Genomic DNA, 22196 nt, shown 5'->3' with positions numbered 1-22196 from the left:
ATTACTGCCTATGCAACACTTCTATATTTAAATTTTCTAACTCATATAAGGTAACCACAGGGCTCTCATTATTTAATAGTTTATTAATTACTAAACTTGACACCAACTGTGCATCATTTTTAGAGCTAAAAGGAACTGTGCCTTGCACTGCAGGAATATAATCTTGCTTGATAATGATTTTATCTTTTACTTGTATTTGATACCCATAACCACCTTCTACCGTAAAAACCTCTGAATCTAGTATAGGTTGGTCTTTCATATAATTCATAAAAACCATGACAAGAGCTATTAGTGATATTGTAAACGCTGTTAAAGTTATGGCTTTATCTAGGTTACTTTTTTTCATTTATCAAAATTTTAAGAGAAATAGGATTGATTTTCTACAAAACAATCCTATTTCTTGTAAATAACTAAATTAAATTAATCTTCGTCGTCATATTCTGCAAACGGAAAGAACTCTTGTAAATCATCTAAGTATAAAGTTCCTGATCTTCCTAAACCAACGAAGCCTCTTGAACCATTTGAAAATGCCACAGGATCTTGTCGTGTAGTCCCTTCATAACTTGTCTTCACTTCCCAAGTATCTGTCAAAGGATCATATTCCCAAATAGAAGTACTAGCACCACTACGATCTCCACAAGCAATATACCCATATCCATTTAATGCGAAACCTGCAGCATTACTACGGGCTATAGCATAATCATCTTCTTCGTCTAATTCTAACTTTTCTGTCCAAACTTCAGTAGTAGGATCAAAAACCCAGAAATCTGTTAAATAAACACCATTAGAAATACCCGTTGCTAAATAGGCTTTATCTTCTAGAATAAACGTTGTAGCTGCACGTCTTTTATCTCCTCCGAAACCAACTAATTCTGACCAAGCATCAGTAGTAGGGTTGTACTTCCAAAAATCCTTACGATCATTGTCTCCGTCGAAACCAGTACCGAAATAACCTACTCCATTTAATCCAAAACCTATTGCGCTTCTTCTAGGTGTAGAAGGAAAATCTGCTATTTGTGTCCAAGTATTCGTTCCTGGATCATAAGAATAGAAATCTGCTAATTCATCCAAACCATCATAACCAGAACCAATGTAGCCCTTATCACTAACGGTGAAACCTGCAGCTGCATTACGTGCCGAACCCGTAAAATCTGCTTTCTGTGACCAGTAATTCCCTTCTATATCATAAGCCCAAAATGAGTTTAAATAGTCATCACCATCATAACCAACTCCCATATAACCAATATTACCAATCGTAAAACTAGTTGCTCCACTTCTAGGGCTCCCGTCAAAAACAGATCGTTCTATCCAGTTTCCTGTATCATCATCATCGTCATCACTGGAGCAACTTGTTGCTACTAATAATAGGCTTATACTACATAAGTAGGCTATTTTATGTCTTAATACCATTTTCTTCATAAACTAATGCTTTATAATTCGTTGATTTTTTAATTCGATTCAAATCTATAATGGTTATGAAGTCAAATAAAACAGAATAGATGAAGTCCTAGTTTTAACATATGAAACCCGAAAATTAATCTACGAACAGAACATCTTACTTCATAGGAACAATTCAGGGATTCGTCTTAAAAATTACCGCATTTATCTATTCTACTATAGTGCTAATCATGTGTCTTATACTTTTATCAAAAAATTAAATTATGATAAACAAATTGTGGCTCTTTAGCACAATAATACTGCTAGGTTTACTAGGTAGTTGTAGTGATGATATTAATGATTCTGATTTTCTTGCTGGAGATTTGTTTACAGATAGTAATATTAGAGTGGTGCTTATTGATACCTTGACCGTCAATGTATCCACGATAAAATTTGATAGTATTATTACCTCTTCTGCTGAGAGAATTTTAATTGGCCAATATACAGATCCTGTCTTTGGTACCGTTAGCAGTGGTAATTATTCAGGATTTTTACCAAACTCCTATTATATTGATACCGAAGCAGAATATGATAGTATTGTTTTATTCTCCAAGTACGACGCTTATTATTATAACGATACAATCAATACAAACACGATTAAAATAAAGCGTCTAATTGAAAATTTTGATCCTGACGAGAATAATGTCTTTTACAATACGAGTACCGTTGCTTATGATGATGTCGATTTAGGAACTATAAGTTATATTCCTAGACCACAATCATCAGATTCCTTAGAAATAAAATTAGCTGATGACTTAGGGCTCGAGTTTTTTAATGGTTTTCAAAACAAAATTGTAACGAACGATGCCGAATTCACTAACGAGTTTAAAGGCTTAGCATTACTTCCTGGAACAGATGATGATGGTTCTGTAATAGGATTTTCTAAAACCTCCGATGATTTTTACATACGCTTATATTACTCTACTGCTGGAGAAATAGAACGAACTCAGAGTTATACAGATATTATATTGAATACCACGGATAGTCCTAATCCATTTTTTAATGCTGTAAGTGCTACTGATCCTATAGATTATTTACAAACACTTACCAACGGAGAAGTTAATTTATCAAGTGATGATAGTGATGATGAAAGTTTTATTCAGTCAGGAACTGGTATTGCTACAAAAATTCAACTCCCATATCTTAAAACAGTTAATAATGTAGGTGGGCAAGGAACCTTACTAAAAGCAGTTTTAAAAATAAAACCAGTGGCAGGATCATACACAGACTATTTAATGCTCAGAGAGTACTTATCGGTTTATTTGGTTGATAAAAATAATGACATTACGAGTCAATTATACAATACAGATGCTTCGTCAGTTAGCGCTATATTAAATACTGACAATGAAGAATATAATGATGTTTATTTTGAAATAGACTTAACCACCTATATTGAAGGTATTTTATCTACAGATCTTAATTCTGAAGAATCACTACTCCTAATTCCTGATGATTATACTGCTACTGTAGACCGATTTATTTTAAATGGAACACTCAATTCTAGTACCAAAACAAAACTTGAACTTACATATGCAGTTTATGATGAAGAAAATTAAATTACCTTATTTAACCAGTATTATACTATTAATTGCATCAATTAATGCAGGCTATTCACAATCAGAAGCTTTAACAAGTTCGCCCTATTCTTTATATGGTTTAGGAGTAATTAATCAAACAAGTATCGGGAAATCTAATGCCTTAGGATATACTGGAATTGGAATAAAAACGGACTCTGAAATTAATAACTTGAACCCCGCTAACTATGCGTTAATACCTCAAAACTCTTTTTTCTATGATGTAGGAATTACAGGGGAAGTAAATAACTATAGCAACAAAAGCTATAGCGAAAATAAGAAAAATGTTAACTTCTCAAATATCGCTTTCGCTTTTAGGATTGCAGAAGGCTTTGGTGCTGGAATTTCCATGGTGCCTTATAGTGATGTGGGATATTCGCTTGTAGGTATTCAATCTAATATAGAAGGAAGTACAGAAACATTTGAAAGTGCTGTTACAGGTTTAGGAGCTTTAAGCGATTTAAAAGTGAATTTAGGATATTCGCTACTGGACAATTTAAGATTTGGTTTAAGTGCTTCCTTCCTATTTGGAAATATTGAAGAAACGGAATCTTTTGTTATTAGCAATAGTGCTTTAAGTTTAACAGAAACTACTAATTATAGTGGTGCCCGTTTAGGATATGGAATGCAGTTTGATTTAAATGATAAGTTTACAATCGGAAGTACCATGCAATTCCCTACCAGTTTAAAAGGAAGTGTAGATCGTTCTATAACTAAAGTTATAGCTAGTTCTACAAGTGTAACAGTTGAATCTGACGAACCAGATTCTGTAGATGATTTTGATTTACCTTTAGAAGTAGGTTTTGGTTTCAGTGCTAAACTATATAAGTCTTTTATGCTTAGTGCAGATTATAAAAAGAATTATTGGGACGCTACCAACCAAACAGATTTATCAGGGAGTTATATAGATCAAGATATTTTTGGAATAGGCTTAGAATATATTAAAAACAAAGAGAGTTTTAAATATGGTGACCGCATTAATTATAGATTAGGTTATAATTATGACACGGGTTATTTAGAAGTAAATAACGAAAAAATAAATGGCTTTAATATTACTACTGGAATAGGTTTACCTGTGAGTAGAAATTCTAACTCCATGATAAATCTATCCTATAGCTATGGATCAAAAGGAATTATTGAGAACGTTTTAATCAAAGAAAATTATCACCTATTTACTTTAAATATGAGTTTAGAAGATTTGTGGTTTAGAAAACGTAAAATAAATTAAGAAGCTCTAGATTTATAAAGCGCATTTAGAATAAGTCCGCCTATAATCATAATGATCCCAAGCAAACTCCAAAGTGTATATACTTCATTAAACCAAAGTAAACCCACGGAAACCGTAAAAAGCACCTCAATATATTTTAGGGGTGCTACTTGGGTTGTGGTGCCAGATTGAAATGCTTTGGTCATATACAATTGTCCAAAATAACCAAATATCCCCAGGCCTAATAAAAGTAACCATTCTATACCTTTAGGAGTCACCCAATTAAAGATAGTAAGTATCCCTCCTGTTATGGTTGCTATCATCATAAAATAATTAACCACGACTACAGGATGATCCTGTTTTCCTATTTTAGTGATGGTTACATACACCAAACCACTAAAAAAAGCGGCACAAATAATCAAAACCAAACCAAAAGGATCTAAACTACCATCGAAGCCCTTTAAGATCATCACACCGCCAAATGCAATCCCGAAAAATATCCATTGTATAAATTTCACTTTTTCTTTCAATAAGAATATAGCAAAGAAAGCTGCAAATATTGGGGCAATATACCGTAAGGAAACCGCCGTACCCATCGTCAAGTATTTTAATGACATAAAGTATAAGGTCATAGAAGTTACACCTGCTAAACCTCTATAAATAAGCAGTTTTCTTTTATTTCCTAAAACAGGAATTTTGTGGTACGTTAAAAATGAAAAGGTTAAAACTAAAGTGCCAAGTGATCTAAAAAAAACTAATTCATAGGCGGGCAAATGAACCAAATATTTTACAGTGGCATTCATAAAAGTGAATGACAACGTACTGATGACCATATACCCTAAGGCTTGTTTAAAATTCATTTATAACTCTATTTTTGCACTTTACTTAAAGCGTTAGTAATCCAGTTTCTTTTAATGTTTGTAAGGGTTTTGAAAACCAAAATAGTTCGAAATTCTCAAAGTGTATTTCAAAATCATTTTTTAAAGTCCCAAAAGAAATAAGTTTATCTTCTTGTACTTGTAATTTTTCTAAGTGTTGATACAACCACTCTCCTGTTTCTTTTTCTAAAGAAATTGTAGTCGCTTTTTTTTGATTGTGAAACGTCATCTTTAAGAGCTCCCATGATTGCCCTCTTTTTGTTTTAGTAGTTACTTCCAATTGCGGTAAACTCCCCAACCAAAGAATTTTTGCACTAGCCTTCGTACTTAAATCGACTTGAGTCTCCAAACAATTTTCAATGAAATTTTTAGCGATTTGTGACTTCGGAATTTTAAAATCAAACCATTCTTGTAAAGGCGTTTCAAAACCAATACCATGCATGTAATTAAAGAGCGATTTTTTTAATCCGAAACTAAACTGGGTATGATCGATACCTGTAGTATCCTTAAAATCAATATCATTATTCGCAAAAGTGATTTCTTTGATGTCTGGAATAATACCATATTCTGAAGGGTTTATCCCTACTGGGCTATGAGCCGTTAAGGCAAATTGATGCCAAAAACCAGATTGTAAAACGCCAATTTCAAACAGTTGACGTACCATTTCTAGACTATCTACTGTTTCTTGTACTGTTTGGGTTGGGTATCCGTACATCAGGTACGAATGCACCATAATATTAGCCTCGGTAAAATTGCGAGTTACTTGTGCTACCTGAGCTACCGTTACGCCTTTATCTATCAATTGTAACAAACGATCTGATGCCACTTCTAAGCCTCCTGAAACTGCAATGCAACCAGAGGCTTTTAATAGCTTACACAAATCTGTCGTAAAATTCTTTTCAAAACGAATGTTCGTCCACCAAGTAACAATCAAATTCCGTTTAAGTATTTCTATTGCCAAGGCCTTCATCAAAGATGGTGGCGCTGCTTCATCTACAAAATGAAAACCGTTTTCTCCTGTTTGGGTAATAAGGGTTTCCATCCGGTCTACTAAAAGTTTAGCAGCAACGGGCTCGTATATTTTTATATAATCAAGCGATATATCGCAAAACGTACATTTCCCCCAATAGCAACCGTGTGCCATTGTTAACTTATTCCATCTGCCATCACTCCATAAACTATGCATGGGGTTGGCTATCTCAATAACAGATATATAGTGGTCTAAAAGTAAATCTGTATAATCAGGAGTCCCTACTTCGCTTTGCTTATAATCGGCTAGCTTTGTAGTATTCAAATAGGTAACTTCTTCATTTTGTAACAAAAAAGTTCTTTTGTATTCCTTGTCTGATGCAGTTTCATTTGTCACTGCTTTCACTACCAATTCAATTGGGAGTTCGCCATCGTCAAGCGTGATATAATCAAAAAATTCAAAGACGCGTTTATCAGAAAGTGAACGTAATTCTGTATTTGCAAAACCACCTCCCATTCCAATTTTCACTTCTGGGAAATGCTTTTTAATGTATTGCGCACATCTAAACCCACTATATAAGTTACCAGGAAATGGAATAGAAAAACAAACAAGCTTAGGCTGTACCGTTTTTATATGATCCTCAATAATAGCTAGTGTGAGCTGATCTATATACGTAAGTTCTTCCTGCAACTTTCCATACAACTCATCAAAAGAATTAGCACTACGCCCTAAACGTTCTGCATAGCGACTAAAACCAAAATTAGCATCGATACATTCTACAATAAAATCGGATAAATCTTCTAAATACAAGGTCGCTAAATGCTTTGCCTTATCCTGCAATCCCATTTCACCAAATGCCCAATCTAAATCGTCTAATTGCTCAAAACGCGACGCTTCTGGTAAGAAACCATTAGTACATATTTGCCTAGCAAAGGTTGGATTTTTATCTTGTAGAAAAGCTATGATAGGATTTATCGTATTTAAATAAACCTTTTTTAAGGCATAAATACGATGACCGTTCTCTGAGGTAATCGTATTATTTTCAAACGCATATTGAAAAATTTTCTCAAACTGATTTTTTGAGAATAATTCTAGAATTACTTCAATCCCTAAATCGATCTGAAAAGAAGAAATGTTTTTTGTATTCAGAAATCCTTTTAAATAGGCCGTTGCTGGATAAGGCGTATTTAATTGTGTAAACGGAGGTGTTATAAGTAAAATGTCTTTCAAAATGCACTAAAAAATAAGCTACAAAGGTACGCCAATAGTTTATGTCAAGCTCATTTCTTTTTTTAGAATTTCCGCCACGGCACTTTGGTAAGCCCTTGGATTATTAGCCTTTTTTATAGCTTTAAATGTTTTCTGCGGATTTGAGAAAGATTGTGCAAAGAACTCCCAAAAGCCTTGCATTTTCATTTTTATAGGGGTCGGTCCAGATAAAAAAGCATCATAATCTTTATAAATAGTATCATGAAATTCACTAAAAATAGCCCATCTATTCTCCGGATATTCAAAAGTATTTGCTTTTATCATGCTTGGTAAAAATGGATCTGCAATAAGACCTCGACCAATCATCCAATGATCTATACTCGGGAAACGTTCTTGCATTTCTTTAAAGGTTTCAACAGTAGTAATATCTCCGTTGTAGTATAATTTATGACGTGTACTTTCCACACAACGTTGAAATGCTTCTAAATCTACTCCGCCTTTATACAATTGTTTACCTATTCTCGCATGTATGGCGATATTTTTAATTGGATATTTTTCTAAGACAGGAAATGTATCTAATATTTCTGTACTATCCTCATAGCCCATACGCATTTTCATGGAAACGGTAACATTTGTTTCTGAGTGTACACGATCTAAAATATGATCAATTTTATCTGCATCTTTTACCAATCCAGAACCCATTCCCCTTTTCGTAACCATAGGATAAGGACATCCTAAATTCCAATTCAGTTCCGTATACCCCAATTCTTGAATGTATTTGACTACAAACAAAAATTCATCAGCATCATTAGTCATCACTTGCGGAATAAGACTTAAGTCGGTATTGTTTTCTAATTGTAAATCGCGTTGATAGGATGATTTGATAACGAGTTTACCATCTAAGCGAATGTAAGGCGCATAAAAGGTATCAATTCCACCAAAAAAATGATGGAAGGCATTTCTGAAACGAAAATCTGTAAAGCCCTGTAATGGAGATGATAGTAAGGTAAAACTCATTAAAAATAGATTGGCGGCAAAGATACAGCCTTGACTCTTACTATTATTAAAATAGTTTACTTTATTAAACAAAAAATCCTCGAGGTATGCCCGAGGATTTTACTATACTTCTATAATTATTTCTTCTTTTTCCTTTTTAAATACATAGGTATAAAACCACATTATGGTAAAGGTTGGTATAAAATCTGACCCAGGGATTAGTTCCTCTACAAAAGTTACCATCGCAGCAGCTTGTCCTATTTTACCTTTATACAATCGTGTCATTAACCAGGCAGATATTGGCGCCCAGATAATATCTGAAAATTCTCCTATTCCTGGTATAACAAATGAAACAAGTCCTAAAGCATCAAAAAGTAAGCTTAAAAACAAATTCCGTATTTTTTTATCTTTTAATTCTGACATATTTAAATTTACTATTTTAATTAATTATAATCAAAATAGATGCCAAAAAAATAAAGTTTTACTTAAGAAAGCTTAGAACTGATCAATTTTAAAAATTCATTTCTTGTTTCTTGCTTTTCAAACTGCCCTCTAAATCCTGAGGTGGTCGTAACAGAATTTTGTTTTTGAACACCACGCATCATCATACACATATGTGAAGCTTCTATAACTACTGCTACACCTTTTGGTTTTAAAGTATCATTTAAACACTCCAAAATATCATGAGTTAAACGTTCTTGAACTTGTAAACGTCTAGAAAAAACATCTACCACCCGAGGAATTTTACTTAACCCAACAATGTGACCGTTTGGAATGTAAGCAATATGTGCTTTCCCAAAAAATGGCAACATATGATGCTCGCAAAGTGAATATAACTCTATGTCTTTAATGATAACCATGTCGTCATAAGATTCTTTGAACATTGCTCCTTTTAAAATAGCAACAGGGTCTTGTTGATATCCTTGTGTTAAATAAAGCATTGCTTTTGCTGCTCGTTCAGGCGTTTTCACCAAACCTTCTCTGGTAATATCTTCACCTACTCCTTCAATTATTGTTTTGTAATTGCTACGAACATCATCAGTGATTTCAATATTATATTCTTCAAACTTTTTATATGGTGCCATTAAATTTCTTTTTAAAGCTATTTTGTTTACTATTTAAGTAAAATACTTAAACAAATCTAATCATTAAATCCATTAAAAAATGAAAATAAAATAATTAATTCGCCCACAAAGGTAATATACTATCCTGAACTCTTTTATTCTATTTCGTTATAGCGGAATAGAGATTCTCTTATATGACGCTAAAAACGCATCAATATAAAGGTCCTGTTTTGTCATGTCTAGGCTAATGCTTACTTTCATGCCCATAATTTTATAAGAATGATAAAGGCAGAAAATATCCAGAAATATTATGGAGATCTTCAGGTTTTAAAAGGAGTTGATTTACACATTACTAAAGGAGAAATTGTATCTATTGTAGGTCCATCTGGTGCTGGTAAAACAACGCTTCTACAAATCCTAGGCACCTTAGATATACAGTCTAACAAACGCGAAAGTAAACTTTTAATAAAAGGTAAAGATATTACAGCTTTATCGGAAAGAGAACTTGCTAAATTTAGAAATGAAAATATAGGTTTCATTTTTCAATTTCACCAATTATTACCAGAATTTACTGCTTTAGAAAATGTATGTATTCCCGCTTTTATAAAAAACACCTCAAAGAGTGATGCTGAAAAAAGAGCAAAAGAATTGTTAGATTTCTTAGGCTTATCACACCGGTATCATCATAAACCAAATGAACTCTCTGGAGGAGAACAACAACGTGTTGCTGTGGCAAGGGCTTTAGTAAATAGCCCCAGTGTTATTTTTGCCGATGAACCTAGTGGAAATTTAGATACTGAAAGCGCTGATAACCTTCATAAATTATTTTTTAAACTAAGGGATGAATTTGGACAAACCTTTGTTATTGTTACACATAACGAGGAGTTGGCAGAGATGGCAGATAGAAAACTCACCATGGTAGATGGTAAAATGTTGGCTTCAGTATGATTTCTGAAATTTGGGACTATTTTAAAAATCCCATAAATGAACCATACCCTGATTTGCAAAATTCAGAAAAATGGTCCCTTCTAAAAAAAATATTGATTTTAAATATAGCCTTTAGTTTTATTCTCGGGATAGTAATGGGAGTTGTTACTACTGCGGCTGGAGCAGACTTAGGAGCACATGGCGTAGGTGAGATGTTTGAAAAATATCCAGCATATATCATCTTTTTTTTAGCAGTCATTCTAGCTCCCGTCGTAGAAGAGTTAATTTTTAGAGGAAGCTTAACCTTCTTTAAAAATCCAAAATATTTTAAATACGCCTATTACGTCTCTGTCTTTCTGTTTGGAGCCGTACACTTAAGTAATTTTGAAGCATATGCAGAACATCTATGGTTGGCACCAGTATTGGTACTCCCTCAAATTTCTGCAGGAATTTTTTTAGGATTTACTCGGGTTAAATTAGGCCTTGTTTGGTCTATGTTATTGCATGGGTTACATAATGGAATTTTACTCACTCCAATGTTATTCTTTAAATTTGCAGGAGAAACCATTCCTTAATGAAGAAAGCAGAGCTTAAACTATTTCTTGACGAAAAAGTGATTCAATACAACCATCCTACTTTTTTAGATACCGATCCTATCCAAATTCCACATACATTTACCCGTAAAGAAGATGTGGAAATAAGTGCTTTTCTAACCGCTACTATTGCTTGGGGGAATAGAAAAAGTATTATTACCAATGCGAAAAAAATGATGGCCTTGTTAGATAACTCGCCTTATGATTTCATTTTAAATCATCAAGAAGAAGATCTTGCTAGATTTGATGAATTTGTTCACCGCACCTTTAATGGAGAAGATCTGAAATTTTTTATTAAAAGTCTGCAGAATATTTATTTAAATCATGGTGGATTAGAAGCTGTGTTTAAAGCCAATATTGCTGATAAATCATTACAACCTGCCATTTCGGGATTTAAAAGAGTATTTTTTGAAATCCCACACCCAAGCAGAACTACTAAACATGTTTCAGATCCCATGAAAGGTTCTGCCGCTAAGCGTATTAATATGTTTTTACGTTGGATGGTCCGAGATGCGGTTACAGGTGTCGATTTTGGTATCTGGGATACCATTCCAACTGCCTATTTATCGTGTCCGCTAGATGTGCATTCTGGGAATGTAGCGCGTAAATTGAAACTTTTAAAACGAAAACAAAACGATGCTAAGGCCTTGGCAGAATTAGATGCTAGTCTACGCAAAATGGATGCAAATGACCCTGTTAAGTATGATTTTGCTTTGTTCGGATTAGGTGTTTTTGAGAAGTTTTAACCCCCTCAAAAGTTGAGAGGATTAAACTATCTTATTCTGAATCGGTTAATGTTTTCATAAATGCAACTAATTCAGCCTGCTCCTTTTTAGTCAATTGCAAATTATCAAAAGGAAGCGTTTGATGTTCTTCTTCAATTCCTATTCCTTGCCCTCCACCTCTGTTATAAAAATCAACCACTTGTTCTAATGATGTATACACTCCATTATGCATATAAGGTGCTGTTTTTTCAACATTTCTTACCGTCGGTGTCTTAAAAAAATGTTTCCGCTCTTCTGTTTTAAACTTATCATACCTACCTAAGTCACTACTAATTACGGCATTAATAGTATCATTTTGTTCAGGTACACCTATCAATTCCATTTCGGTATCTTTATAATCAGGTGGTACGGTTCCGTTAAATAAAGGTGCAAAGTGACAAGTAGCACAAACGGCCTTTCCCATGAATAAATTAAATCCAGAAATTTCTTCTTCTGTCAATGTATCTTCAAGTCCATTTATGTTTTTATCAAACTTAGAGTCAAAACTATTTAAAGTTCTGATATAAGAAGCTATGGCATGCCTAACATTATATTCCATTCTTTTGCCTTGATATAGCGTGTCAAATTGAATTTTATAATGCTGTTCTTTGAGTACCCGATTTACAATAGAATCCATTGGCAAATTAAACTCGTCGTGATTATCGGCAACTCCAACTATTTGGCCTTCTAAACTACCGGAACGCCCATCCATAAAAAACGTTTGTTGATATGCCGCATAGCGTAAGGTTGGTGTATTTCTTATTTGATTTTTATCGAATGTTTTTTTGCCATCTGTAAAAGCTTTATCCTTTATATGACAAGTAGCGCAAGCCATTTCATAATTTTTAGATAACATTTTATCATTGAATAACTGCTCTCCTAATAGCTGCTTTTCTTTCAATCTTAACGTATCACTTTTGTAGTCTGAAAAATAAAATACATTCAGTGTATTGGAATCAAAAAGAGAAGTTGCATCATTGGAAATAGCCATTTCAAACGGAAACTGAACCTTCCAATCTTTTTGAACTTTTACCAATAATTCTAATTGCTTGTCCGTATTGTTTTGAATAAAACCATAGCGATCAAAGCTGTCAAAATCATGATTTAGCGCTGAAATTGAATTCTTGAATGAATCTATTAGCGCTACATATAAGGTATTGGAATTAAATTTTGCTTTTAGAATCTCTGTTAAATCAATTAAGGTTTGGTAGGTTGTTTGGCACTCTAACAAAGATTGCCCTAATACAGGAGAATCAAAACCAGTAATACCTGTTGTGGCTGTACGTACAATTTGGTTTCTGAAAAGCCATATTAAATGATGATCTTTAAGATTTATTTGCGTATTTTTTTCAATTAGTTTGAGTCGGTTTTTTGTTAGATTTATAGTATTATATAGTGCTAAACTGTCTGCCTCAGGATCAAAAAGTAATTCTTCTATCACCTGAAACCCAAAGGGGTTTCTGATCTTAATATCCGTAAGATCTTCTTCTTGCACTTGCAAAATATTCGGTGCATTGAGGGACTTGTAATTATTCTTATCAATAGCGGACAAGATGGGTTCAATAGCTTTAAACTTAAATCGCGCTTTTTTGTATAAATCAACATTAATTTTTGTCTCATTTGTACCCGCTATAGCATCTAAGTACTGAATACAATCATTTAATTCTGACTTATAAAATTTAGTTATTTCATCGTCTGTAGTTACTAAGGCAATTGGTTTTTTATCGTTTTTACAAGCAGTTGTTAGTAAAAGCAAAAGACATATACCAAAAGTATATGCCTTAGCTTTCATAAATAGTATTTTATTCATGATGTTTCTTCAATATTATCTATCTAAACCTTTAATCATGTACATCATTGAACCTTCTTTAGTTGCCGATGATATATCTGAAACAGCTTTAGGATCCGTAAAAGATGTACCGTCTGCTGGCTCCCAACCGTGGTTTTGAGTCATTACTATAAAGGTGTTTTCGCCGTTATTCACAACATCAGTAACATCAATCATACCTGTAATTTCCCAGGTACTTGCAACGGTACCATACCCCAAGCTTTCAGCTCTATTCTGATCGCATTCTAAAACTGTTTTAATTTCTCCTGTTGCAAGATTATATTGGTATAATTTTGCATAACCATTTACTGCTGTATCTAAATATCCGTTAGGATCTTCTTGAATATAAGCGTAATTTTCAGTAACTAAAATGTTATCTGGAGAATGAAACCCTTCAGCCTTTCCGCCTACTATATCACCATCTAAAACACACGTAATTTTTGCTGCTCCAGTTGGGTCATTTTCATTTAATACTACTTTATAAACACGACCTAAAATAGATCCTTTACCTACTAAATCTGCACTGTAACGACCTGTAACACAAAAATAAATTTCTCTTTGGTTGGCAGCTGAACCTCTTCTCCAATCAATATCTTCTAATCTAGAAAAGCCCATGACACCTTTTGCTTTTGCTTCCGCATCCAATGCATCAATTTCTTTCTCTTCAAGTTCTACAAATTCAACATCATACTCAGTACCTTCTTCCATATCCATTTCAAAATCGACACCAGAAGAAGTAACTTTTAAGCCGTATAATTTTCCACCACTTAAATCACCTCTGTCACCAACATACATTCCTAATTGACCAGAAGGCACACTATTATCTGCGTGATCATCACCAATAAATACTACTGTTTTATCTGCATAAGCATCTTTACCAATTGGCACAGCATTTTCTGTAGACCATTGGCCTAAAGCAGGCAACATTTCTCCTGTACTAGCCGCATCTGCACTTTTTGCAGGATCTACAACAAACACTCCTTTTGAAGCACCACCCCATTCGCCACCTGATAAATATAAAGGTCCAAATCCGTGTTCTCCATTGGTAATTAAAGTACCAGAACACATAGCTGTTGATGCAGTCGCTTCAGCATTTAAAATATATTCCCCATAAAAAGGTCTCAAGTTTTTATTCAACATGATACGCGCAATAGAATAATCACCTTCTATATTATTGATTAAAGTAAACGTATCATCACCGTTATCTAATAATCCCGCACCATCTGCTAGAGAACCATACACGAAATCTGGTGAATTAGGAATAATATCTTCTGAAGTTAATAATAAGGACATTTTTAAGTTCACGAAATCACTGGTTACTTTAAATAAATTTGGTGATTTTGAGTTTGCCAAATATACCGAAGCATCCATTCCGTCTACCCCATCAATTCCGTCTGCGCCGTCAGCACCATCAACGCCAGCCATACCATCTGTGCCGTCTACCCCATCTTCTGGGTTACAGCTGTTAAAAGTTAATGCCAATGCAGAAAGCAATAAGGCACTTAAAAAAGTTGATTTAAAGGTTTTCATAAAATTTTTAGTTTATAGTTATTTATTCTCGTTGCCAAAACTATCTATAAACCTTAAGAGCTATGTTACTACAGTATTTTGCTTTTATTATCCCATTCTTATAAAAAGGTTAAGATGTTACTTAAAGGTTAGAATAAGTTATTTTTAACATTGCCACAATGTAAATTTTAAATACAAACAACTATATATCAGTATTTTAGCAAACGATTGAGTTTGTTCTTACATTTCAGCTCTTACATTTGAGGTGCTGCTTTAGCACTATATTTTATCCATTACTTGTAACTTATTGTCTATAAAATATACTAATAAGTGAATATAAATCAATCTGTTATGAGTGGAGGAGGACACATGTTACATGCTATTAAGTCTTTGAAAGCTAACAGAAAGCTTTTAAAGAAAACAAAGAAATTCTAATGATTTTGACCGCTTCATAGCTATAGGGGAAAAACCTGTCTTAAAAAAAGCGACTCCTGAAATTATGAAAAGGATGAAAGCAAAAATAGAAAAGTATAAAGCAGCAGATAGATGGATGGATAAATGTATTGGCTGCCACTACAACTGTCATTGTGTTATTTTTAAGGTATTGGTTTTTCAAGAACTAAAATTACCTTAAATTGGAACTTTTAAATTCTATAAAACATTTTATGGCTATTAAAACATTAACCATTATTCACACTTTTTTAGTACTTAGTCTTGCCGTCTTCGCTGCTTTTACTTTTTTCGGTGGCCCTGGTTTTGTAAATGACTTTAACATTGAAAATGATGTATTCATTTACATTGTGCCTATTGTGGCTGTTATAGGATATTTTGCGAGTAAATTTCTATACACTAAAGCGCTATCGGCTATAGATTCTTCTGCTACTTTAAATACCAAATTAGCACTTTACCAAAAAGCTAATATTTTAAAATATGCATTAATAGAAGGGCCTGCATTTTTAGCCTTTATACAATTTCTATCTAATGGTTATACTTTGTACTTTACAATTGGTGCTACGTTAATGCTTTATTTAACCATGCAAAAACCCAGCAAAACCAAAACTATTGAAGAACTTTCTTTAAACACTACAGAACGAGAAAGTTTATAAATGACCACGAATTTTATGAAAAAATTTTGGCTTAAGATTTCAAGTGTATTATTATTTATGACTGCTACAGCACAAAGCCAAGACTGGCCCAATTTAGAACGATTTAAAGCAAAAAACGACAGTTTAGGTTTACCTAACGAGCATGAACAACGCGTGGTTTTTATGGGTAATTCTATTACCCAAGGCTGGATAGACTATGGAAATCCAGATTTATTTAAGGACAACACCTTCATTAACAGAGGTATCAGCGGACAAACAACGCCACAGATGTTACTGCGTTTTAGGCAAGATGTCATCAATTTAAAACCTAAAGCTGTTGTAATTCTAGCAGGCATTAATGACATTGCTGGGAATACAGGACCTTCTACATTAAAAATGATTCAAAACAATATTGTATCAATGGTAGAACTAGCCCAAGCCAATCAAATAAAAGTTATAATCTCTTCCATTCTTCCAACAAATAAGTTTGCATGGAAACCAGGTATTGATCCTGCTGACAGTGTTATTGAAATGAATGCCTTTCTTAAAACATATGCTACAGAAAACGATTGTTACTACTTAGATTATTATGCTGCACTAGTAGATGATAAAAAAGGAATGAAAGACATCTATTCAGAAGATGGAGTGCATCCTACACTTCTAGGTTATGATATTATGACCCCATTGGTTCTAGAAGCTATAAAAAATGTTTTGGAAGAATTAAATTAACATCCCTTAATGCAAAATCCGTTAGTTAGTATTGTTATCCCTTTCAAAAACACAGAAGACTACTTTTTAGCATGTTTGTCTTCCATTAGCGAACAATCCTATACCCATTTTGAAGTCATCGCTGTAGATGATTCTTCTACGGATGGTAGCAAACAAATTGCAACTACCCTAGCGCTCGAAGATGATCGGTTTACTATTTTAAGCAATGAAGGAGCTGGAATTATTTCGGCATTACAATTGGCTTATCGTAAAGCGAAGGGTACATTTATAACACGAATGGATGCTGATGACATTATGATTTCCAATAGACTAGAAGTAATGGTGCGTTCCCTACAGCAATATGGTACCCATCATATTGCTGTAGGAAAGGTTAAATACTTTTCTGCCATTGGTGTTAATGATGGGTATGCTGCTTACGAAAGTTGGTTAAATTCTTTGACAGAACACGGTGAAAATTTTAGCGAAATATACAAGGAATGCGTCATACCATCCCCTTGTTGGATGGTGCATAAATCTGATTTTGAACGTTGTGGAGCATTTAATTCCGAGGTGTATCCTGAAGATTATGATTTAGCATTTCGTTTTTACAAAAACCAATTAAAATGCATCCCATGCGATGAAGTGTTGCATTTATGGCGCGATTATGCTACAAGAACATCCAGAACAAGCGATCATTATGCAGAAAATACCTTTTTAGATTTAAAATTTGATTATTTTAAAGAAATCGAATTAAACACTCAAAAGAATATAGTACTATGGGGCGCTGGTAAAAAAGGAAAAACAATGGCTCAAAAACTTCTAGATGCTAACATTAATTTTAAGTGGATTTGCAATAACACGAAGAAGATAGGAAAGCATATATATGGGGTGGAAATGCAAAGTGTTACAACTTTAAAAGACCTTAAGAATCCACAATTAATTATCACTGTTGCCAATCAAGAAGATCAAAAAGAGATTAAAAATCAGCTAGAAAGTTTAAACTTAAAATCTTACGAAGATTATTATTTTTTCTGCTAAAATTATAAAATAATAGTATGGCTAAAACAGAATACAGCATCTACGTAATAGAATTACAGAAAAAAGTATTTACTGAAAATTGGAGGTTTAGAGCTGCTAATCCGCAATTTAATGGCGTACTGGAATGTGTTTATGTTGGCATGACGAGTAAGACACCTAAAGAACGCTTAGAACAACACAAAACCGGTTACAGGAACAAAAAAGGCCATAAGTTGTCCTCTTCTATTGTAGAAAAATATGGCAGTTATTTACGTCCTAGCTTGTACAATCATATACCTACCTTAAAGACAAAGCAAGAAGGATTAAAAATGGAAGAATTCGTTGCTTTAGAATTGCGCAGAAAAGGGTATGCCGTTTGGTTTAATTAAAGTCCGCTTTTACAGATAGCACTACAATTATTTAATTATATTTGTCAAACAATTATTAGGAATGCATTTTAAACATCCAGAAATACTTTGGGGCTTATTTTTACTACTGATTCCTATATTAATCCACCTTTTACAATTACGACGATTTAAAAAAACAGCATTTACCAATGTAAAAATGCTTCAAAAAGTTGTTGCCGAATCTCAGAAAAGTAGATCGCTAAAAAAATGGCTCCTTCTCATCACCAGAATGTTACTTTTTACGGCGCTTATCATTGCTTTTACTCAGCCTTACTTTGCAAAAACCACTGCTTTTAAAAATAAAGAAACAATAATTTATATAGATAATTCTTTTAGCATGCAAGCAAAAAAAGGAAATGTTTCTTTATTGGAGGTAGCAGTGCAAGACCTTTTAAAAAAGGCCCCTAAGAACACAAAATTAAGTGTCTTTACCAATACCGACACTTATATTAATACGACTATTGGAGCCATTCAAAATGATTTATTATCGCTAAACTTTTCTCAGAATCAGCTAGCGTTAAATGCTATAGAATTAAAAGCTAAATCACTATTTAGCACTTCCTCTAACAGTATTAAAAATTTAGTAATTATAAGTGATTTCCAAAAAAAGAATGAAGAATTTCCCGAAATTTCTTCCAAAGAAATTGCTAAATACTATATCCAATTAGCAGCTTCCAAAAATGAAAATATAGCCATTGACAGTGTTTTTTACACTACAGCACCAAATGAACTTACCAATTTAAAAATTCAATTATCATCCTCTTATAAATTAGAAAATCAACCGATATCAATATATAACAACACTCAATTACTAGCTAAAACATCTGCAGCATTTAAAAATTCTAATACCGCAGAGGTTTCAATTTCATTGCCTGAAAACGAATCTATTTTAGGTAAAATACAGATAGAAGATAGTGGCTTAAGCTATGACAATCAGTTTTATTTTAGCAAAAATAAACAAGAGAAAATAAAAGTCTTAGAGATTTATGGCGTGCAAACTAAGTACTTAGAACGCATCTATACTTCTGAAGAATTTGAATTCCAAAAGAATAGTATTTCTCAATTAAATTATAGTCTACTTGAGAGTCAGAATACCATTGTGTTGAATGAAATAGAGCGTATCCCTGATGCTCTAATACAAGCATTACAATTATTTAATAAGAACGGAGGAACTTTGATTGTGATCCCACATAATAAAATCTCAGTAACTAATTACAATGCACTGTTAACCAAATTTGGTGTAACGTTGAATCAAAAAATTAATAATACTCAGGAAATTACAAGCATTAATTTTGATCATCCACTATATTCCAATGTGTTTGATAAAAAGATTGATAATTTTCAATATCCTGAAGTTATATCGTATTATCAATTAGAAGCTAATCTACCTACAATACTTTCTTACGCTAGCAACGAAGCATTTTTAATTGGTAAAAAAGGGAGTTATGTGTTTACCTCTCCCTTATCATCAGATTTTTCAAACTTTAAAAATTCACCTCTAATTGTTCCCACCCTATACAATATGGGGACAGAAAGTTTAGAGCAAGAAGCCTTATATTATGTTATAGGTGAAAATAACTCTGTTGCAATACCTGTACATGTGGCTAAGGATGATGTTTTAAAAATTGTAAATGATAATAATGAGTATATTCCTCAGCAACAATCTTTAAGTAATAAAATACTGCTACGTTTTAATGAAGTTCCATTGGAAGATGGATTGTTTGCCGTAAAGAATAAAGAAAAAACCTTTAAATATCTAAGTTTTAACTATCCTAGATCAGAGAGTGATCTCACGTATTGGGATTTAGATCAATTAAAAGCGATAAATACACCAACATCCATATCAAATTTATTTGAAACTTTAGAAAAAGAAGATAGCGTCAACGAGCTTTGGAAATGGTTTGTTATTTTAGCGCTACTATTTGCTTTGATTGAAATTGGTATTCAAAAATATTTTAAATGAACGTACTTTTAAAAGCCGCCAAAATTATAGATGTCACCAATAAGGAACATCACCAAAAAAAAAGAGATATTCTAATTAAGAATGGAATTATTTCTGAAATTGCTCCTAAAATTGAAGCGGAAAAATCAACAAAAATTATTGAATTAGAGAATTTACATGTCTCTATTGGTTGGTTTGATAGTAGTGTAAGCTTTGGCGAACCTGGGCATGAAGAACGTGAAACCATTGAAAACGGATTATTTACTGCTGCAAAAAGTGGTTTTACTGATGTGGTTTTAAACCCGAATACAAACCCCCTCCCCGATTCTAGTTCTGATATTGTCTTTTTAAAAAATAAAGCGAATAATCATCCGACAAAATTACATCCTTTAGGAACCTTAACCGTAAAGTCTGAAGGAGAAGTTCTCGCTGAATTATTTGATATGCAGAATGCAGGTGCCGTTGCATTTTCAGATTTCAAAAATCCGACTAAAAACTCTAACCTTTTAAAAATAGCCTTACAATACGCTCAAGGTTTTGACGCTTTAGTCTATTCATTTCCTTTAGACGTACAAATTGCTGGGAAAGGTGTTGTTAATGAAGAAAAGGTATCTACGCGCTTAGGACTTAAGGGAATCCCTTCTTTAGCAGAAGAATTACAAATTTCTAGAGATCTATTTATATTAGAATATACTGGCGGAAAATTACATATCCCTACGGTGTCTGCTGCAAATTCTGTTAAACTTATAGCGGCAGCCAAAAGGAAGGGCTTAGACGTTACTTGTAGTGTTGCTGTCCATAATCTTGTACTCACTGATGAACTTTTAGAAGGTTTTGACACCAATTACAAAGTAATGCCACCCTTACGTACTAAAAAGGATACGAGAACACTTATCAAAGGAGTGTTAGATGGGGTTATAGATTTTGTAACTTCAGACCATACCCCATTAAATGTGGAAGAGAAAATTATAGAGTTTGATAATGCTGCTTATGGTACTATTGGTTTAGAATCTGCCTTTGGTGCTTTAAATCAAATTTTTGAGATAGAAACTACCATACAACTACTTACGAAAGGAAGAGAGCGTTATAACATAGAAACACCAAAATTAGCAGAAGGTAATATCGCAAACCTAACCCTTTTTAATCCTGACAGTGAAAAAGAATTTTCAAAAGAAGATATATATGCCACAAGTAAGAATAGTGCTTTTTTAGGACAAAAGATGCTTGGCAATGTTTATGGAATAATAGTAGACAAAAACATACTATTATAGGTACTTTTGAGTTTGTATTAAAAACAAACATTAAATACCAATAAAAATTATGGATCAAACTACGAAAGAAGCAGGAAAAACAATGGCTATAATAAGCTATGTTACCTTAATTGGAACACTAATTGCTTATTTTTCAAACCAAGGCGATAAAAAAAATGAATTTGTAAGTTTTCATATCGGCCAGGCTGTACGTATTTGGATATTATCATTTATTATATCAATAGTTGTTTATGTTTTAATACTGGTTACAAGTATTGGAGCATTAAGTTATTTAAGTTATGCACCATGGATTCTAGCTGTTTTAGGAGCTATGAACGCAAACAACTTGAAAGCAGAACCTGTTCCAGTAATTGGAACTATTGGAGGATAATTCTATTTCAACATAAATATAAAAATAGGCTTCATTTAGAAGCCTATTTTTTTTTGCGCAATACTTTTACTAGCTGTAAATTTGAAGCATGGAAGTAAACCGAGAAAAAGAGGCAAAAAACATTGCAATCATATCCTATTTTACGATAGTAGGAGCAATTATAGCAGTTAGTATGAACAACGAGCCACAGCATGATTTTGCAAGATACCATACCAGACAAGCTTTTGGTCTACATTTAACCTTTTTAGCTTTTGCTATATTCATTAACTTATGGGGTGGAGCTTATGCCTTTTATGGCTTATATATTTTTTATGTTATCCTATGGGGTTATGGTTTTACTGGAGCTTTAACAGGTAAAAAACAAGAAATGCCCATTGTGGGCCCTTTGTATCAAAAATGGTTTACATTTATTAAATAATTTCTACAATCTAGTACCACGT

The 22196-nt window shown here is 33.2% G+C and carries 23 protein-coding genes; 14 read left to right on the top strand and 9 right to left on the bottom strand.

Going from position 1 to position 22196, the window contains the following annotated elements:
• Nucleotide 1: 1 nt before the first annotated feature.
• Both GQR94_RS17915 and GQR94_RS17910 read right to left on the bottom strand, forming a co-directional pair.
• Nucleotides 2-346: a DUF4907 domain-containing protein gene (locus GQR94_RS17915; protein WP_158977793.1), complete on the bottom strand. Its 345-nt coding sequence runs from the start codon at nucleotides 344-346 to the stop codon at nucleotides 2-4.
• Nucleotides 347-420: 74 nt separating this feature from the next.
• Nucleotides 421-1419, bottom strand: coding sequence for a kelch repeat-containing protein (locus GQR94_RS17910; RefSeq protein ID WP_158977790.1), 999 nt, complete (start codon nucleotides 1417-1419; stop codon nucleotides 421-423).
• A 242-nt stretch (nucleotides 1420-1661) separates the two neighbouring features.
• On the opposite strand from GQR94_RS17910, the gene GQR94_RS17905 reads away from it, so the two are divergent.
• Together GQR94_RS17905 and GQR94_RS17900 are read left to right on the top strand one after the other, a co-directional pair.
• Complete coding sequence (locus tag GQR94_RS17905) at nucleotides 1662-2993, top strand: DUF4270 family protein (protein WP_158977787.1); 1332 nt, start codon at nucleotides 1662-1664, stop codon at nucleotides 2991-2993.
• Nucleotides 2977-4239, top strand: a complete 1263-nt coding sequence (locus tag GQR94_RS17900) for an OmpP1/FadL family transporter (RefSeq protein ID WP_233268419.1) — start codon at nucleotides 2977-2979, stop codon at nucleotides 4237-4239. Before GQR94_RS17905 ends, GQR94_RS17900 begins: the two co-directional genes overlap by 17 nt.
• On the opposite strand, the gene GQR94_RS17895 is transcribed toward GQR94_RS17900, so the two are convergent.
• From GQR94_RS17895 to folE, 5 genes are all read right to left on the bottom strand, one after another.
• A complete protein-coding gene (locus GQR94_RS17895; RefSeq protein WP_158977781.1) occupies nucleotides 4236-5078 on the bottom strand; it encodes a DMT family transporter in 843 nt (280 codons plus the stop codon). The two genes, GQR94_RS17900 and GQR94_RS17895, sit on opposite strands and share 4 nt — an antisense overlap.
• A 25-nt stretch (nucleotides 5079-5103) precedes the next feature.
• On the bottom strand, nucleotides 5104-7296 hold the full coding sequence (locus GQR94_RS17890) for a radical SAM protein (protein ID WP_158977778.1): 2193 nt from the start codon (nucleotides 7294-7296) through the stop codon (nucleotides 5104-5106).
• Nucleotides 7297-7335: 39 nt separating this feature from the next.
• Nucleotides 7336-8292 (bottom strand): tRNA-dihydrouridine synthase, encoded by a 957-nt coding sequence (locus GQR94_RS17885; RefSeq protein ID WP_158977775.1) that lies wholly within the window; start codon nucleotides 8290-8292, stop codon nucleotides 7336-7338.
• A 102-nt stretch (nucleotides 8293-8394) separates the two neighbouring features.
• Nucleotides 8395-8694 (bottom strand): hypothetical protein, encoded by a 300-nt coding sequence (locus GQR94_RS17880; RefSeq protein WP_158977772.1) that lies wholly within the window; start codon nucleotides 8692-8694, stop codon nucleotides 8395-8397.
• Between the two features lie 62 nt (nucleotides 8695-8756).
• Nucleotides 8757-9356, bottom strand: coding sequence for a GTP cyclohydrolase I FolE (gene folE, locus GQR94_RS17875; protein ID WP_158977769.1), 600 nt, complete (start codon nucleotides 9354-9356; stop codon nucleotides 8757-8759).
• Between the two features lie 258 nt (nucleotides 9357-9614).
• On the opposite strand from folE, the gene GQR94_RS17870 reads away from it, so the two are divergent.
• The 3 genes from GQR94_RS17870 to GQR94_RS17860 are packed head-to-tail and all read left to right on the top strand — an operon-like array spanning nucleotide 9615 to nucleotide 11601.
• On the top strand, nucleotides 9615-10283 hold the full coding sequence (locus tag GQR94_RS17870) for an ABC transporter ATP-binding protein (RefSeq protein WP_158977766.1): 669 nt from the start codon (nucleotides 9615-9617) through the stop codon (nucleotides 10281-10283).
• Nucleotides 10280-10837 (top strand): CPBP family intramembrane glutamic endopeptidase, encoded by a 558-nt coding sequence (locus tag GQR94_RS17865; protein WP_158977763.1) that lies wholly within the window; start codon nucleotides 10280-10282, stop codon nucleotides 10835-10837. Before GQR94_RS17870 ends, GQR94_RS17865 begins: the two co-directional genes overlap by 4 nt.
• A complete protein-coding gene (locus tag GQR94_RS17860; protein ID WP_158977761.1) occupies nucleotides 10837-11601 on the top strand; it encodes a TIGR02757 family protein in 765 nt (254 codons plus the stop codon). The genes GQR94_RS17865 and GQR94_RS17860 overlap by 1 nt, the downstream gene beginning before the upstream one ends.
• A 31-nt stretch (nucleotides 11602-11632) precedes the next feature.
• On the opposite strand, the gene GQR94_RS17855 is transcribed toward GQR94_RS17860, so the two are convergent.
• Together GQR94_RS17855 and GQR94_RS17850 are read right to left on the bottom strand one after the other, a co-directional pair.
• Nucleotides 11633-13429, bottom strand: a complete 1797-nt coding sequence (locus GQR94_RS17855) for a cytochrome-c peroxidase (RefSeq protein ID WP_233268417.1) — start codon at nucleotides 13427-13429, stop codon at nucleotides 11633-11635.
• 15 nt (nucleotides 13430-13444) lie between these two features.
• Nucleotides 13445-14977, bottom strand: a complete 1533-nt coding sequence (locus tag GQR94_RS17850; protein ID WP_158977758.1) for an alkaline phosphatase PhoX — start codon at nucleotides 14975-14977, stop codon at nucleotides 13445-13447.
• 487 nt (nucleotides 14978-15464) lie between these two features.
• Here GQR94_RS17850 and GQR94_RS22850 point away from each other — a divergent pair, with 487 nt between their 5' ends.
• From GQR94_RS22850 to GQR94_RS17810, 9 genes are all read left to right on the top strand, one after another.
• Nucleotides 15465-15590, top strand: coding sequence for a hypothetical protein (locus GQR94_RS22850; protein ID WP_255451526.1), 126 nt, complete (start codon nucleotides 15465-15467; stop codon nucleotides 15588-15590).
• Between the two features lie 31 nt (nucleotides 15591-15621).
• Complete coding sequence (locus GQR94_RS17845; RefSeq protein WP_158977755.1) at nucleotides 15622-16062, top strand: hypothetical protein; 441 nt, start codon at nucleotides 15622-15624, stop codon at nucleotides 16060-16062.
• Between the two features lie 15 nt (nucleotides 16063-16077).
• The gene (locus GQR94_RS17840) at nucleotides 16078-16770 is read left to right on the top strand and encodes an SGNH/GDSL hydrolase family protein (RefSeq protein WP_158977752.1); all 693 of its coding nucleotides are present in this window, start codon (nucleotides 16078-16080) and stop codon (nucleotides 16768-16770) included.
• Nucleotides 16771-16779: 9 nt separating this feature from the next.
• Nucleotides 16780-17787 carry a glycosyltransferase family 2 protein gene (locus tag GQR94_RS17835; protein WP_158977748.1) on the top strand — a complete coding sequence of 336 codons (1008 nt, stop codon included), beginning with the start codon at nucleotides 16780-16782 and terminating at the stop codon, nucleotides 17785-17787.
• Nucleotides 17788-17804: 17 nt separating this feature from the next.
• Nucleotides 17805-18155, top strand: a complete 351-nt coding sequence (locus GQR94_RS17830; RefSeq protein WP_158977745.1) for a ribose-5-phosphate isomerase — start codon at nucleotides 17805-17807, stop codon at nucleotides 18153-18155.
• Between the two features lie 61 nt (nucleotides 18156-18216).
• Nucleotides 18217-20136: a BatA domain-containing protein gene (locus tag GQR94_RS17825; RefSeq protein WP_158977742.1), complete on the top strand. Its 1920-nt coding sequence runs from the start codon at nucleotides 18217-18219 to the stop codon at nucleotides 20134-20136.
• Nucleotides 20133-21386 (top strand): dihydroorotase family protein, encoded by a 1254-nt coding sequence (locus GQR94_RS17820; protein ID WP_158977739.1) that lies wholly within the window; start codon nucleotides 20133-20135, stop codon nucleotides 21384-21386. Before GQR94_RS17825 ends, GQR94_RS17820 begins: the two co-directional genes overlap by 4 nt.
• A gap of 49 nt (nucleotides 21387-21435) precedes the next feature.
• A complete protein-coding gene (locus GQR94_RS17815; RefSeq protein WP_158977736.1) occupies nucleotides 21436-21756 on the top strand; it encodes a DUF4870 domain-containing protein in 321 nt (106 codons plus the stop codon).
• Nucleotides 21757-21844: 88 nt separating this feature from the next.
• Complete coding sequence (locus GQR94_RS17810) at nucleotides 21845-22174, top strand: hypothetical protein (RefSeq protein WP_158977733.1); 330 nt, start codon at nucleotides 21845-21847, stop codon at nucleotides 22172-22174.
• Nucleotides 22175-22196: the final 22 nt, after the last annotated feature.

The organism is Cellulophaga sp. L1A9 (assembly GCF_009797025.1).
Classification (GTDB): Bacteria; Bacteroidota; Bacteroidia; order Flavobacteriales; family Flavobacteriaceae; genus Cellulophaga.
This window is presented reverse-complemented; position numbering and strand designations above follow the sequence as displayed.